The organism is Acidovorax sp. CCYZU-2555 (assembly GCF_018413525.1).
GTDB lineage: Bacteria > Pseudomonadota > Gammaproteobacteria > Burkholderiales > Burkholderiaceae_C > Comamonas.
Genome location: NZ_JAHCDD010000035.1, coordinates 43,674 through 56,073, shown reverse-complemented (window position 1 = coordinate 56,073; position 12,400 = coordinate 43,674). Strand labels below are relative to the sequence as shown.

General features: G+C 66.2%; 14 protein-coding genes. 5 read left to right on the top strand and 9 right to left on the bottom strand.

What is annotated here, in order from left to right:
* The 6 genes from KHY18_RS13870 to KHY18_RS13845 form a co-directional block, all read right to left on the bottom strand.
* Positions 1-1,012, bottom strand: a 1,012-nt coding sequence (locus tag KHY18_RS13870; protein ID WP_502768899.1) for an AsmA family protein, incomplete at its 3' end; no start/stop codon positions are given.
* Positions 1,013-1,015: 3 nt separating this feature from the next.
* Entirely contained in the window at positions 1,016-2,893 is a 1,878-nt protein-coding gene (locus KHY18_RS13865; protein WP_213300718.1) for an autotransporter assembly complex protein TamA, read from the bottom strand.
* Positions 2,894-2,897: 4 nt separating this feature from the next.
* Entirely contained in the window at positions 2,898-4,085 is a 1,188-nt protein-coding gene (locus KHY18_RS13860) for a vWA domain-containing protein (protein WP_213300717.1), read from the bottom strand.
* Between the two features lie 3 nt (positions 4,086-4,088).
* Positions 4,089-4,709, bottom strand: a complete 621-nt coding sequence (locus KHY18_RS13855) for a GNAT family N-acetyltransferase (RefSeq protein ID WP_213300716.1) — start codon at positions 4,707-4,709, stop codon at positions 4,089-4,091.
* Positions 4,706-4,936, bottom strand: coding sequence for a hypothetical protein (locus KHY18_RS13850; RefSeq protein ID WP_213300714.1), 231 nt, complete (start codon positions 4,934-4,936; stop codon positions 4,706-4,708). The genes KHY18_RS13855 and KHY18_RS13850 overlap by 4 nt, the downstream gene beginning before the upstream one ends.
* A 12-nt stretch (positions 4,937-4,948) precedes the next feature.
* Entirely contained in the window at positions 4,949-5,791 is an 843-nt protein-coding gene (locus KHY18_RS13845; protein WP_213300713.1) for an AAA family ATPase, read from the bottom strand.
* A 106-nt stretch (positions 5,792-5,897) separates the two neighbouring features.
* Between KHY18_RS13845 and KHY18_RS13840 the strand changes: the two genes are divergently transcribed.
* Positions 5,898-6,554, top strand: a complete 657-nt coding sequence (locus KHY18_RS13840; RefSeq protein ID WP_213300712.1) for a c-type cytochrome — start codon at positions 5,898-5,900, stop codon at positions 6,552-6,554.
* A gap of 66 nt (positions 6,555-6,620) precedes the next feature.
* Here KHY18_RS13840 and KHY18_RS13835 read toward each other — a convergent pair whose 3' ends face one another.
* Complete coding sequence (locus tag KHY18_RS13835; protein WP_213300710.1) at positions 6,621-7,055, bottom strand: DUF1841 family protein; 435 nt, start codon at positions 7,053-7,055, stop codon at positions 6,621-6,623.
* Positions 7,056-7,154: 99 nt separating this feature from the next.
* Between KHY18_RS13835 and KHY18_RS13830 the strand changes: the two genes are divergently transcribed.
* Together KHY18_RS13830 and KHY18_RS13825 are read left to right on the top strand one after the other, a co-directional pair.
* Positions 7,155-7,787: a LysE family transporter gene (locus KHY18_RS13830; protein ID WP_213300708.1), complete on the top strand. Its 633-nt coding sequence runs from the start codon at positions 7,155-7,157 to the stop codon at positions 7,785-7,787.
* Positions 7,788-7,852: 65 nt separating this feature from the next.
* Positions 7,853-8,317 carry a MaoC family dehydratase gene (locus tag KHY18_RS13825; protein ID WP_213300706.1) on the top strand — a complete coding sequence of 155 codons (465 nt, stop codon included), beginning with the start codon at positions 7,853-7,855 and terminating at the stop codon, positions 8,315-8,317.
* A 10-nt stretch (positions 8,318-8,327) separates the two neighbouring features.
* Here the strand turns inward: KHY18_RS13825 and KHY18_RS13820 are convergent, their stop codons facing one another.
* Together KHY18_RS13820 and KHY18_RS13815 are read right to left on the bottom strand one after the other, a co-directional pair.
* Complete coding sequence (locus KHY18_RS13820) at positions 8,328-8,804, bottom strand: tRNA (cytidine(34)-2'-O)-methyltransferase (protein ID WP_213300704.1); 477 nt, start codon at positions 8,802-8,804, stop codon at positions 8,328-8,330.
* Between the two features lie 4 nt (positions 8,805-8,808).
* Positions 8,809-9,549, bottom strand: coding sequence for a ComF family protein (locus KHY18_RS13815; RefSeq protein ID WP_213300703.1), 741 nt, complete (start codon positions 9,547-9,549; stop codon positions 8,809-8,811).
* Positions 9,550-9,672: 123 nt separating this feature from the next.
* Here KHY18_RS13815 and KHY18_RS13810 point away from each other — a divergent pair, with 123 nt between their 5' ends.
* Both KHY18_RS13810 and coxB read left to right on the top strand, forming a co-directional pair.
* Complete coding sequence (locus KHY18_RS13810; protein WP_213300701.1) at positions 9,673-10,584, top strand: class I SAM-dependent methyltransferase; 912 nt, start codon at positions 9,673-9,675, stop codon at positions 10,582-10,584.
* Positions 10,585-11,227: 643 nt separating this feature from the next.
* The gene (gene coxB / locus KHY18_RS13805) at positions 11,228-12,397 is read left to right on the top strand and encodes a cytochrome c oxidase subunit II (protein ID WP_213300699.1); all 1,170 of its coding nucleotides are present in this window, start codon (positions 11,228-11,230) and stop codon (positions 12,395-12,397) included.
* Positions 12,398-12,400 lie beyond the last annotated feature (3 nt).

Genomic DNA, 12,400 nt, shown 5'->3' with positions numbered 1-12,400 from the left:
TCAGCTGGGTCTGCAGCGCCCAGCTGCCGTCGGCTTCGGGGCCGGCTTGCAGGTTGCCGGCGAGCAGCGTGCGCGGGCCCGCGGGCCAGAAGGCCGCGACGTCGAGCTGCTCGAACGTCGCATTGGCCTGTTCCAGCGGCTGGGCGAGCCATGGGCGCACGACGGCCGTGACATGGGCGCTGGGCGCGAGCGCCGAACTCTCCGTGCTGCCGCTGGGCGCCTTGGCGTCGGCGGTGATTTCCAGCTTTGCGGCTTCGGTGGCCAGCGTGCCGGCGATCTTGACTTCGGCTTCTACCGTCTGGCTGCGTTCCTGGTTGGGCAGCGGCGCTTCGAGCCGGCCCGACAGCGTGGCCTGCAGCTGCATAGGCGCGTCGCCCTGCAGTTGCACTTGCGCGCGGTAGCTGCCGTCGGCCCAGTCCAGCTGCGCCACGTCGAGCCCGTGGTGCTCGCCGTCGTAGCGGTAATTGCCTTTGAGCTGCGCGATTTCGGCGCGCGGCGGGCCGTTCCAGATGAGCTGATCGATCTCGAACGGCAGCACGATGCGCACCGGCAGGCGCAACTGCTGCAGCGGCTCGGTCGGGCTCGCCTCGGCGGGCGGCGTGCTGGTGATTTCAAGGCGTTGCGCGTGCAGCTTGCCGACCTGCACTTCGCGCTGCAGCAGCGGCTGCAGCTCCCAGCCGATGTCGGTCTTCTCGACTTCGACGCTCAGCGTAGGGCCGCGCCAGCGCAGCCAGCCGATGTGGCCGCCCTGGCGCAGCGTGCCCGACACATCGCGCGCTTCCAGCGACTGGCCTTCGGGCAGCCAGCGCGCGACGCGGGTGATCAGCGTGGCCAGCGAATCGGCCTGGCCGGCCCACCACCAGGCGCCGCCCAGCGCCGCGACCAGCACCAGCACCAGTGAAGCGAGCAGCACGGCCAGCGCGCGCCAGGCACGCCGCCAGCGGCTGCGTCGGGCAGGCGCTGCCGCCGCCGTTTGGGGAGAAGGGGAAGGGGATGCAGTCGGCTCGGCCATGGGTCAGAAAGTGAAGCCCAGGCGCAGATGCAGCCTCAGACTTTTGGATTGGATGCCATAGGCGAGATCGGCCTGGACCGGGCCGACGGGGCTGCGCCAGCGTATGCCCGTGCCCACGCCGGCGCGCACGGTCAGCGCGTCGGTGTTGTCGGTGACCGTGCCGGCGTCGAGAAACAGCGTGCTTTCCCAGTCGCTGGTGTTGCCGCGCACAGTGATCGGGCGCTGCCATTCGACGCTGCCCGAAGCCATGTAGCGGCCGCCCGTGACCAGGCCGTTGTCGGTGCGCGCACCGATGGACTGGTAGCTATAGCCGCGCACCGTGGTGTCGCCGCCGGTGAGGAACAGCTGGGTCACGGGAATGTTCACGTCTTCGCGCGCGATCACCGCGCCGCCCGCGGCGCGCAGCGCGAGCCGGCTGCGCCGGCGCGTGAGGTCGTCGCGCTCACCCAGTTCGATCAGCGTGAGCCAGCGTGCCGAGACGCGGCCGAACGGTTCGCGCGCCGGCGTCAGCGTGGTGCCCGCGCCGACTTCCCAGGCAAAGCCGTAGCCGGAGCTGGGCGATGTGGGGTTGTCGAAGTAACGGCCGGTCCAGCCGTAGTTGGCGGTGATCGACGAGCTCGAAGGCAGGTCTTCACCGCCCTGAAGCCGCGCGGCGTCGTATTGCAGGTAGTAATTGCGATCGATATGGTCTTCGCTGCGGCTGCGGCCGGCGCGCAGCCGCAGGCTGGTGGCGTCGAAGTCGCCCGACTGCTCGCGTTCGGCCTTGGCGCCGCCGAACCAGGCCCAGCCGGTCTCGTCGGGCAGGTCGGTCCAGTTGGTCGACAGCAGCGGGTTCTTCTTGTTGATGTTGAGCTTGGTCACCGCACGCCAGCCGATGAAGGGCAGGCGGTTGTGGATATGGTCCACGCTCAGGCGCGGGCCGGTGTCGGTGCTGACGCCCACGCCCAGCACCCATTTCTGCAGCTGGGCTTCGCGCACCTGGGCGATCACGGGAGCGTTGACCAGTGTGCTGTCGGGCTGGGCGGCGCTGGTGTCCAGCGTCAGGAAGACCGAGTCGTAGTAGCCGCTGCTCGCGAGCCGTTGCTGCGCATCGAGCATGGCCTGCTGCGAATATTCCTGGCCTTCGGGCAGACGCGCGATGCGGCTGGTGCCCAGCGTGTCGTAGCGTTCGCCGCCGTCGATGCGCAGTGCGCCGAACGAATAGGCCGGGCCGGGCGCATAGGTCACGTCGAGTTGGGCTTCCTGGGTGTCGGCATCGATCACGGCCTGGCTGTTGGCGATCGCGGCCGTGGGGTAGCGGCGCAGCTGCAGGCTGCGCAGGCCCTGGCTCTTGGCGCCGCCCCAGGCGGACTGCGTGAAGCGCTGGCCGGGCTTGAGCGGCCACGCGGCCTGGATGCGCGCGCGCTGCGCCGCGCCTTCGGGGTCTTGTGCGGTGGGGCCGGAAAAGCCGACCTGGGCCGCGGAGATCTGCGCCGGCGGGCCCGGGTCCACACGCACGATGACGACGAAACGCTCGTCGCTTTCATCGGGTGCGTCCTGGATTTCGAGCGCAATCGTCGGGCTGAAATAGCCCAGCGTGCCTATCAGATTGCGGATATTGCGGTCGGCCGCGCCCAGCAGGCGCGACAGCTCGCGCCGCTGCAGGTCGGGCTGCTGGCGAAAGCGCTGCAGCTCCATGTGCTTTTCGAGCAGCGTGCGCACGTCATCGGGCGCCTCGACTTTCAGCGTGAAACTCGGGTTGTCGGAGATGCTGGCGACGGCCTGGGCATCGTGCGATTTTTCCTTCGACGGCAACAGGCTGCAACCGGAAAGCAGCAGCACCGTGGTCAAAAAAAACGCCGAGCGAATCGCCGGCGTCCGTGTGAAGAGGGGCTGGGGCATGCGCCTATTTTGACAGCAGGCGGATGGTGTCCTCCAAGCCTTTCAGTGACAAAGGGTACATCCGGTCACTCATGAGCTGCTGAATGATGCTGATGCTCTGCCGGTATTGCCACACGCCCTGGGGTTCGGGGTTGATCCAGGCGAAGCGCGGAAACGCATGCGTGAGGCGCTGCAGCCACTCGGCGCCGGCCTCTTCGTTCTGGTATTCGACGCTGCCGCCGGGCTGCAGGATCTCGTACGGGCTCATCGTTGCGTCGCCCACAAAAATCAGCTTGTAGTCCTTGTTGTACTTGCGGATGATGTCCCAGGTGTCGAACTTCTCGGCGAAGCGGCGGCGGTTGTTCTTCCACATGTAGTCGTAGACGCAGTTGTGGAAGTAATAGAACTCGAGGTGCTTGAACTCGCTCTTGACGGCCGAGAACAGCTCCTCTACGCGCTTGATGTGCTCGTCCATGGTGCCGCCCACGTCCATCAGCAGCAGCACCTTGACGTTGTTGTGCCGCTCGGGGACCATCTTGATGTCGAGGTAGCCCGCATTCGCGGCCGTGCTGCGTATGGTGTCGGGCAGGTCGAGTTCGAGCTCGTTGCCCTGGCGCGCGAACTTGCGCAGCCGGCGCAGCGCAACCTTGATGTTGCGCGTTCCCAGCTCCTGCTGGTCGTCGTAGTCGCGGTAGGCGCGCTGCTCCCAGACCTTGACCGCGCTCTTGTTGCGTCCCGGCCCGCCGATGCGCACGCCCGCGGGGTTGTAGCCGCCATGGCCGAACGGGCTGGTGCCGCCCGTGCCTATCCACTTGCTGCCGCCTTCGTGGCGTTCCTTTTGCTCCTCGAGGCGCTTTTTGAGCGTCTCCATCAGCTCGTCCCAGCCCATCGCTTCGATCGCGGCCTTGTCTTCGGGGCTCAGTTCGCGCTCGAGCAGCTTGCGCAGCCATTCCTGGGGCAGTTCGCGCGTCAGGTCGGCGACCATCTCCACGCCCTTGAAATAGGCGGCGAACGCGCGGTCGAACTTGTCGTAGTGCTTCTCGTCCTTGACCAGTACCGTGCGGCTCAGATGGTAGAAATCATCGAGGCTCCAGCCGTCGGCGCTCTTGGGGCCGACCACGCCGGCCTCGAGCGCTTCCAGCAGGCTCAGATATTCCTTGACCGACACCGGCAGCTTGGCTGCGCGCAACGTGTAGAAGAAGTCAATCAGCATGGATCAGTCTCCGGCGGGCAGGGGCGCTGAAGGGGCCTGCAGGCGCGTGCTCAGGCGTGCACGCACGTCGGGCCATTCGCTGGCGAGCAGGCTGTACATGACGGTGTCGCGGATGCTGCCGTCGCGGCGCAGCGCATGCGAGCGCAGCACGCCGTCGCGCTGCGCGCCCAGGCGCTCGATCGCGCGCTGGCTTGTGTGGTTGAGGATGTCGGTGCGCCAGCCGACGACCGTGCAGTTGAGCGTCTCGAACGCATGCGTCATCAGCAGCAGCTTGGCGGCGGTGTTCACATGGCTGCGCTGCACGCTGCGCGCATACCAGGTCCAGCCGATCTCCACGCGGCGCACGGCGGCGACAATGTCGTGGTAGCTGGTGCAGCCTATGACCCGGCCGGTGTTGGCGTCGAGCACGGCCCAGGGCAGGCGCTCGCCGCGCGCCTGCATGTCGAGCGCCAGGGTGATATAGGCCGCGGTGTCTTCGGGCCGCGGCACCGAGGTCACGCGCAGGTTCCACAGCTCGCCGTCGGCCGCGGCGGCGCGCAGTCCGGTTTCATGCTGCAGGCCCAGCGGTTCCAGCCGCAGGCCATGGCCTTGCAGCAGCACGGGGGAGGCGAAGGGCGCGGTCATTTCGATTCGGGCTTGTTGCGTTCGGTGCGCCAGATGCGCGCGGCCTGCAGGCCGCCGCCGCCGAACAGGCCGATCAGCACGATCGCAGCCAGCGTCGATGGTCCGTAGCCGGACGCGAACAGGTCCAGGCCCAGCAGCCGGCCCAGGCCGTAGCCGAGCAGCGCACCGACCACGAAGCCGGCGGCATCGGACAGGCCTTCCACCAGCAGTTGTCGAACATTCGTCATGCGTATCCTTCTTCAGCGGTTGCGCTGGTTCATCGCGACCAGCTTTTCGAACAGGCTCACGTCCTGTTCGTTCTTCAGAAGCGCGCCCACCAGCGGCGGCACGCTGACCTTGTTGTCGCTGCTTTGCAGCGCCTCGAGAGGGATATCTTCGGCCACCAGCAACTTGAGCCAGTCGATCAGCTCGCTGGTCGAAGGCTTTTTCTTCAGTCCGGGCAGATTGCGCACGTCGTAGAACGTCTTCATCGCGGCCGACAGCAGTTCGGCCTGCAGCTTGGGGAAGTGCACGCCGACGATCTGGCGCATGGTGTCGGCGTCGGGGAACTTGATGTAGTGGAAGAAGCAGCGGCGCAGGAAGGCGTCGGGCAGCTCCTTCTCGTTGTTCGAGGTGATGAAAACCAGCGGACGGTGCTTGGCGCGGATCATTTCCCGGGTTTCGTAGCAGTAAAACTCCATGCGGTCGATTTCGCGCAGCAAATCGTTGGGAAATTCAATATCCGCTTTGTCGATTTCGTCAATCAGTAATGCCACGGGGTGGTCGGCGGTAAATGCCTGCCACAACACGCCCTTAATGATGTAGTTGTGAATGTCCTTGACGCGTTCATCGCCCAGTTGGCTGTCGCGCAGGCGGCTCACGGCATCGTATTCATACAGCCCCTGCTGGGCCTTGGTCGTCGACTTGATGTGCCACTGCAACAGCGGCAGATCGAGCGCCTGCGCCACTTCCTCGGCGAGCATGGTCTTGCCCGTGCCGGGCTCGCCCTTGACCAGCAGCGGCCGCTGCAAGGTAGCGGCTGCGTTCACCGCCAGCATCAGATCCTGGGTCGCTACGTAATTTTGTGAACCTTGAAATTTCATGGCGGTATATCAGCGTAAGTATTGATGGGGTAGTTTGACGGTTGCTGCCTATAATCATTTCGCTCCACGAGGCAAAGCAGAACTTCCAAAGGATTGTGCTCGCAAAATGAATCAGACTTTGACCACGATATTTGCCTTGACTGTCGCCTGCGTGACCGGCACGGCCCAGGCGCAGGAGGTTCGGGGCGATGCGAAAGCCGGAGCTTCCAAGGTGGCCATGTGCATAGGCTGCCATGGCATCGAAGGGTACCAGGCCAGCTTTCCCGAAGTGCACAAGGTGCCCATGATCTCTGGCCAGGGCGCGGGCTATATCGCCGCCGCGCTGGTCGCCTACCAGAAGGGCGAGCGCAAGCACCCGACCATGCGCAGCATCGCCAATTCGCTGACCGACCAGGACATCGCCGATGTCTCGGCATTCTATGAAAAGCAGGTTCCGGCCAGCGCCGCCGCCAAGCCCGTGCGCGAGCCCAGCGTGCAGGTGGCCGAACTGCTCAAGCGCGGCGCCTGCATCTCCTGCCACGGCGACAACTTCGCCAAGCCCATAGACCCGAGCTACCCCAAGATCGCGGGCCAGCATGCCGACTACCTCTATGTCGCGCTCAAGTCGTACAAGATCGACAAGAACCCCCAGGTCGGCCGCACCAACGGCGTCATGGCCGGCATTGCCCAGCAATTCACCAACCAGGAACTCAAGCAGCTCGCGGGCTACATCGGGCGTCTGGATGGCGATCTGAAGACGGTGCCGCAGTCGAAGTTCCGCTGAGCTACTGGTAGATAGCAGCCCTTCGACAGGCCCAGCGCCGAAAGCGTCGAAGGGTGCGTGCTGGCTTCAGTCTTTGGTTGCCCTGCGCTGCACGCAGGCGATATACCCATCCCCATCCGGCGGCCGGCCCGCGCGCTGGCTTTCCCAGAGCATCTGGCCCAGGCACTCCATCGCCGCGTGGTGGGCTTCGTGCAGAGAGTCGAGCCGGCGCGTGAGCAGCTCGACGGCCTGGCGTATGCCGCGCGGCTGGTCGATGCTGCACTGTTCGCTGATCGACAGGTGCATCGACAGGTGCAGGAAGGGGTTGGTCTGGCCCGGCGGGTCTTCGTAGTTGCGCGCCACGGCTGCATCGGCGTCGGCAAGGTCGGCAAAGTACTCGGGGTGCTCGGCGATCCAGAGGCTGGCCAGGGTTTCGATGGCTTCCATCGGCGCGTCGGCGAGCATCTTGGCGCGGACTCCGCAGAAAAAGCGCCGGACATCGGCTTGGGATGGGTTGAACATGATGGCGCGCAGCGTAGCACGGGGGGCTAGCCCCCGGTGGGCGCGGGTTGGAGCACCGCGCCTAAAATCAACGGTTTTTTCGCATCACGTTTCCGATTCATGGACCTGCAGACCTGGTTGGCCTTTTTCCTTGCCGCGTGGATCATCGCGGTGTCTCCGGGCTCGGGCGCGGTGCTGTCCATGAGCCATGGCCTGCGCTACGGCCTGCGCCACGCGAGCCCGACCATCTGGGGGCTGCAGTTGGGTCTGCTGCTGGTGCTCGTGGTGGCGGGCGTGGGCGTGGGTTCGCTGCTCGCGGCCTCGGCCTGGGCGTTCAACATCGTCAAGGTGGTGGGCGCGCTCTACCTGATCTATCTGGGCTTTTCGCAGTGGCGATCGAGCACCGGCCCGCTGACCGAAGACAGCGCGCCAGCGATCGCGCTGAGCCTGCGCAGCCGCCTGCTGACCGGTTTTCTGACCAACGCCACCAATCCCAAGGGCATCATCTTCATGGTCGCGGTGCTGCCGCAGTTCATGACGCCCAGCCGCCCGCTGTGGTCGCAGCTGCTGATCCTCGCCGTGACCATGCTCGCGGTCGACGCCACGGTGATGCACGGCTATGCGGCTGGCGCCAGCGCCTTGCGTCGGCTGATGCGCAGCCCGCGCGCGCTGCGCATCCAGAACCGGGTGTTCGGCGGCCTGCTGATGGCCGTGGGCTGCGGCCTGTTCTTCGTGCAGCGCAGCGCGCAGTAAGGGGTTTCGCGGCCTTGTCGCCTGCCAGACAACGGCCGGGCCGCGCGCCCACTACAGTGGGTCGCATGCGTACCTTTACCTCCTATTCCGAAGTGCTGTCCTGCCTTGGCCAGGAAGTCGCTGTGACCGACTGGATCACGGTCACCCAGCAGCAGATCCAGCAGTTCGCCGATGCCACGGGCGACCAGCAATGGATACACGTCGATCCAGCGCGTGCGGCGGCCGGGCCGTTCGGCACGCCGATCGCGCATGGCTTTCTGACGCTGTCGCTGCTGCCGCGCTTCTTTGAAAGCGCGTTCGCGTTTGCGGGCGCGCGCATGGGAGTGAACTATGGGCTCAACCGCGTGCGCTTTCCCGCGCCCGTGCCCGTGGGCAGCCGGCTGCGCGCGCGGCTGACGCTGCAGCAGGCCGAGCGCATAGAGCCCGACGGCCTGCAGATGACCTGGGCGGTGACGGTGGAGCGCGAAGGCGGCGAGCGCCCGGTCTGTGTCGCGGAATCACTGATCCACAGCTACGGCGCGCCGGCTTGATGCGCGGCGTCTAGTCGAGCTTTGCGCCCGGAAATTCCAGCTGGCGCCAGGCTTCGAAGACGCTCACGGCCACGGCATTCGACAGGTTGAGGCTGCGCTGGCCGGGCAGCATGGGCAGGCGCAGGCGCTGGCCCGGTGCAAAGCTTTCGCGCAAGGCCACGGGCAGGCCGCGCGTTTCCGAGCCGAAGATCAGCCAGTCGCCGGCTTCGAACTGCGCGGAATGCAGCGGGCTGCTGCCGTGCGATGTCATCGCGAACATGCGGCCCGGGTCGGGCTGTTCATCGCGCAGGAAAACGGTCCAGCCCGCATGGCGCTTGACCTGGGTGTACTCGTGGTAGTCGAGCCCCGCGCGGCGCATGAGGCGGTCCTCCATCGAAAAGCCCAGCGGCTCTATCAGGTGCAGGGTGCAGCCGGTGTTGGCCGCGAGCCGGATGACATTGCCCGTGTTCGGGGGGATTTCGGGCTCGACCAGAACGATATGAAACATGCCCCTATTGTCGGTGCAGGCGCTGGGTGCGCGCGACAACCATGGCGCAAATGTGGATTGCACCCGCGCGCCGCAGCGCCTGCGCGGCGGCATCGAGCGTCGCGCCCGTGGTCATGATGTCGTCGACCAGAACCACGCGCCGGCCTGCGATGCGCGCGGCCTGCCGCGCCGGCACTTCGAAGGCCCCGCGCAGATTGCGCAGCCGCAGGTCGCGGTGCAGGCCGCTTTGCGCCGGCGTGTGGCGCGTGCGCACCAGCAGATGGGCGTAATCGCCCGCGTTCGGCGAGCGCGCCAGCGCACCGGCCAGCAGCGCGGCCTGGTTGAAGCCGCGCTCGCGCAGCCGCTGGGCCGACAGCGGCACGGGAATGATCCAGCGGGCCGAGGCCAGCGCCGCCGCCACGCCGGGCGCGCGCGCCAGCAACTGCGCCAGCGCCCAGGCCGCGCCCGGGTCCTGCTGGAACTTGAGTTGGGCGAGCAGCAGCGACCAGGGGTAGCCGTAGTCCACCGCCGCCCAGGCCGCGTCGAACGCCGGCGGCGCGCGCAGGCAGGCGCCGCATTCGCTCGCGCCGCCGGGCAGGGCCAGCGCGCAATGCTTGCAGCGCGGCTGCACTTCGGCCCAGCGCGCCGCGCAGTCGGCGCACACGCGCTGGCTGGGCCAGCGCCCGCAGATGCCGCATTCGCTGGGCAGGGCCTGCCGCGCCTGCGCCAGGCCCTGGAGCAGCCATGTGCCGGGGCGAAAAAACATGGCCAAAACTATACGCCGCCACCGTGCGTCCGACGTGTTTTTTCGCGCTGTGGCCCAATGGCGGCAGGGGCATGCGCGAGCGCTGCCCAAAAAACGTTCCTGTGGCCTGCTCTTCCTGTCTGTATGTCCTCCGATCTGCTTCCTCCCACCATCGATCCCGTGGCCGCCGCGCGCTGGCATCAGGCCGCGCCGCCCTTGTCGCCCTGGCTGCATGAGGAGATCGCGCGGCGCATGGACGAGCGGCTCGAGTGGATCGTGCAGGCGCCCAAGAACTGGTGCCATTGGGAGCCGGTGCGTGGCGGTCTGCAGGCCCACGGTCTGCTTGCCGCACGCTACCCGCAGGCCGGCGTGCAGGTGCACGAAGGCGCGCCGCGGCGCATGGCCCAGGCCCAGGAACAGCTGGGCAAGCGCTGGTGGCAGCCCGCGCGCTGGCTCGGCGGTGCCGTGCAGTTCGGCCCGCCCGCAGCGGCCAGCGTCGACATGCTCTGGGCCAATATGGCGCTGCACACGGCAGCCGACCCGCAGGGCTTGATCGCCCAGTGGCACCAGGCGCTCGCGGTCGACGGCTACGTGATGTTCTCCTGCCTGGGCCCCGACACGCTGCGCGAGCTGCACGCGGTCTATGCCGACCTGGGCTGGCCCGTTCCCGGCCATGCGTTCACCGACATGCATGACTGGGGCGACATGCTGGTGCAAGCCGGTTTCGCCGAGCCGGTGATGGACATGGAGCACATCACACTGACCTTCGCCACGCCGCAGCGCCTGCTGCAGGAGCTGCGCGAACTCGGCTGCAACCTGCACCCGGCGCGCTTCCAGGGGCTGCGCGGACGCCAGTGGCGCCGCCAGCTCGAAGAGGCGCTGCAGCAGCGGCTGGCATCGCCCGCGCACGATGGTCAGTTGGCGCTGACTTTTGAAATTGTGTATGGCCATGCCTACAAGCCCACGCCGCGCCTGAAAGTCAGTGAAAGCAGCGCGGTGTCGCTCGAAGACATGCGCTCCATGTTGCGTGGCGGGCGCAACCCGGGTTTGCGCTAGTCCGAATGTCACTTTCCGGTCATTGCTTTGGCAGCTTCCCGACATACAATTTTTGCAATGACACATAAGAGCGGATCACCGGGGCGAGCAAGTCGCCCAGGTTGATCACGTGAAAGAGCTTTCCCTGCGGACCTCACTTCATGGCAGGGAAGGAACCCTCGGCGTTGCTGCCACGATGGGAGAAAAAATTGGTGTTTCGCTTTGCCACGGGGACGGGCCAGCGGGTTGACGGGCGACTGGCTCGCGCATGGGATGAATTTCGTTTGAAACGCTGCGTCGCGGTTGTCGCCAGGACAACGCGGCCGCTGCATTGTCTGCAATCCACGGCGCATGCTAAGGAGCTTCTGCACGAATCATCGCGCCGTGTGCATCTGCGGCCTCAGGCGGTCTGCGTCGTTGCAAATCCTCGCGATAGCTACCGCTATCGCTGCGGTTTGCGCCTAGCATCCCATCCTGATCCGCAGCGCACACTTGCCGCTCGATTCGTGCAGAAGCTCCCTTACACGCGCCAGACTTCCTTTTTTCAAGCGGGCGTCTTCCAGGCGCGGCGCAGCCGTTGCCGTGCGCCAGCGCAAGGTGCGGACCAGGGGGCCGACCCACGCGGTACCCGGGATAACTTGAGGCTTAGAAGCAAGTGAGAACTATGAAAAGCATTTCCTCCAAGCTGGAAGCATTTGTCGCGATGGCAGGCATAGGGATGGGAACGGCGGCCCACGCCGTCCAGGACCTGCCGGGCGGCCCGGCCGTCAATCAGCTCAACCTGCACCCCGCGGTGACGCGCATCGCACAGGAGCAGCAATACCTGCATTGGATGATGCTGGGCATCTGCACGTTTATCTTCGTCGCCGTGTTCGGCGTGATGTTCTATTCGATCTGGAAGCATCGCAAATCCCGCGGCGCCAAGGCCGCGAATTTCCACGAGTCGGTCACGGTCGAAGTCATCTGGACCATCGTGCCTTTCCTCATCGTGATCGTGATCGCCCTGCCGGCCACCAAGGTGCTGGTGGCGCAGAAAGACACGACCAATGCCGACCTGACCATCAAGGTCACGGGCTACCAGTGGAAGTGGGGCTACGACTACATCAACGGTGAAGGCGAAGGCCTGGGCTTCGTGTCCACGCTCGACAGCAGCCACCGCGCGATGTCCGACAGCGGCGATGTGCGCAACGCCCCCGCCGATTATCTGTTCAAGGTCGACAACCCGATGGTGGTTCCGGTCGGCAAGAAAGTGCGCGTGATCACCACCGCCAACGACGTGATCCACTCGTTCATGGTGCCGGCCTTCGGCATCAAGCAGGATGCGATTCCGGGCTTCGTGCGCGACACCTGGTTCCGTGCGGAGAAGGTCGGCGACTTCTACGGCCAGTGCGCCGAGCTGTGCGGCAAGGAGCATGCCTACATGCCCATCCACGTGAAGGTGGTCAATTCGGCGGAATACACGCAATGGGTCGAAGGCCAGCGCAAGCTCGCGGCCGCCAAGCTCGACGACCCGACGCGCGTCTGGGAACTCGCGCCGCTGCTGGCGCGCGGCGAGAAGGTCTACGCAGCCAACTGCGCGGCCTGCCACCAGGCCAACGGCAAGGGCGCGGGCCCCATCAAGCCGCTCGACGGCTCGGCCGTGGTGCTCAACACCGACCATGTCCAGCAGATCCGCATCCTGCTCCAGGGCGCTGCCAACGGTGCCATGCCGTCGTGGAAGCAGCTCAGCGATACCGACCTCGCAGCCGTCGCGAGCTACACCAAGAACGCCTGGTCCAACAAGACCGGGCAGATGGTGCAGCCGTCCGAAATCGTCGCTGAGCGCAGCAAGTAAGCC

Excerpts from the sequence above, each read along its gene's own strand:
- KHY18_RS13865 (WP_213300718.1), bottom strand. The coding sequence starts at position 2,893 with ATGCCCCAGCCCCTCTTCACACGGACGCCGGCGATTCGCTCGGCGTTT.
- KHY18_RS13860 (WP_213300717.1), bottom strand. The coding sequence starts at position 4,085 with ATGCTGATTGACTTCTTCTACACGTTGCGCGCAGCCAAGCTGCCGGTG.
- KHY18_RS13855 (WP_213300716.1), bottom strand. The coding sequence starts at position 4,709 with ATGACCGCGCCCTTCGCCTCCCCCGTGCTGCTGCAAGGCCATGGCCTG.
- KHY18_RS13850 (WP_213300714.1), bottom strand. The coding sequence starts at position 4,936 with ATGACGAATGTTCGACAACTGCTGGTGGAAGGCCTGTCCGATGCCGCC.
- KHY18_RS13845 (WP_213300713.1), bottom strand. The coding sequence starts at position 5,791 with ATGAAATTTCAAGGTTCACAAAATTACGTAGCGACCCAGGATCTGATG.
- KHY18_RS13840 (WP_213300712.1), top strand. The coding sequence starts at position 5,898 with ATGAATCAGACTTTGACCACGATATTTGCCTTGACTGTCGCCTGCGTG.
- KHY18_RS13835 (WP_213300710.1), bottom strand. The coding sequence starts at position 7,055 with ATGTTCAACCCATCCCAAGCCGATGTCCGGCGCTTTTTCTGCGGAGTC.
- KHY18_RS13830 (WP_213300708.1), top strand. The coding sequence starts at position 7,155 with ATGGACCTGCAGACCTGGTTGGCCTTTTTCCTTGCCGCGTGGATCATC.
- KHY18_RS13825 (WP_213300706.1), top strand. The coding sequence starts at position 7,853 with ATGCGTACCTTTACCTCCTATTCCGAAGTGCTGTCCTGCCTTGGCCAG.
- KHY18_RS13820 (WP_213300704.1), bottom strand. The coding sequence starts at position 8,804 with ATGTTTCATATCGTTCTGGTCGAGCCCGAAATCCCCCCGAACACGGGC.
- KHY18_RS13815 (WP_213300703.1), bottom strand. The coding sequence starts at position 9,549 with ATGTTTTTTCGCCCCGGCACATGGCTGCTCCAGGGCCTGGCGCAGGCG.
- KHY18_RS13810 (WP_213300701.1), top strand. The coding sequence starts at position 9,673 with ATGTCCTCCGATCTGCTTCCTCCCACCATCGATCCCGTGGCCGCCGCG.
- coxB (WP_213300699.1), top strand. The coding sequence starts at position 11,228 with ATGAAAAGCATTTCCTCCAAGCTGGAAGCATTTGTCGCGATGGCAGGC.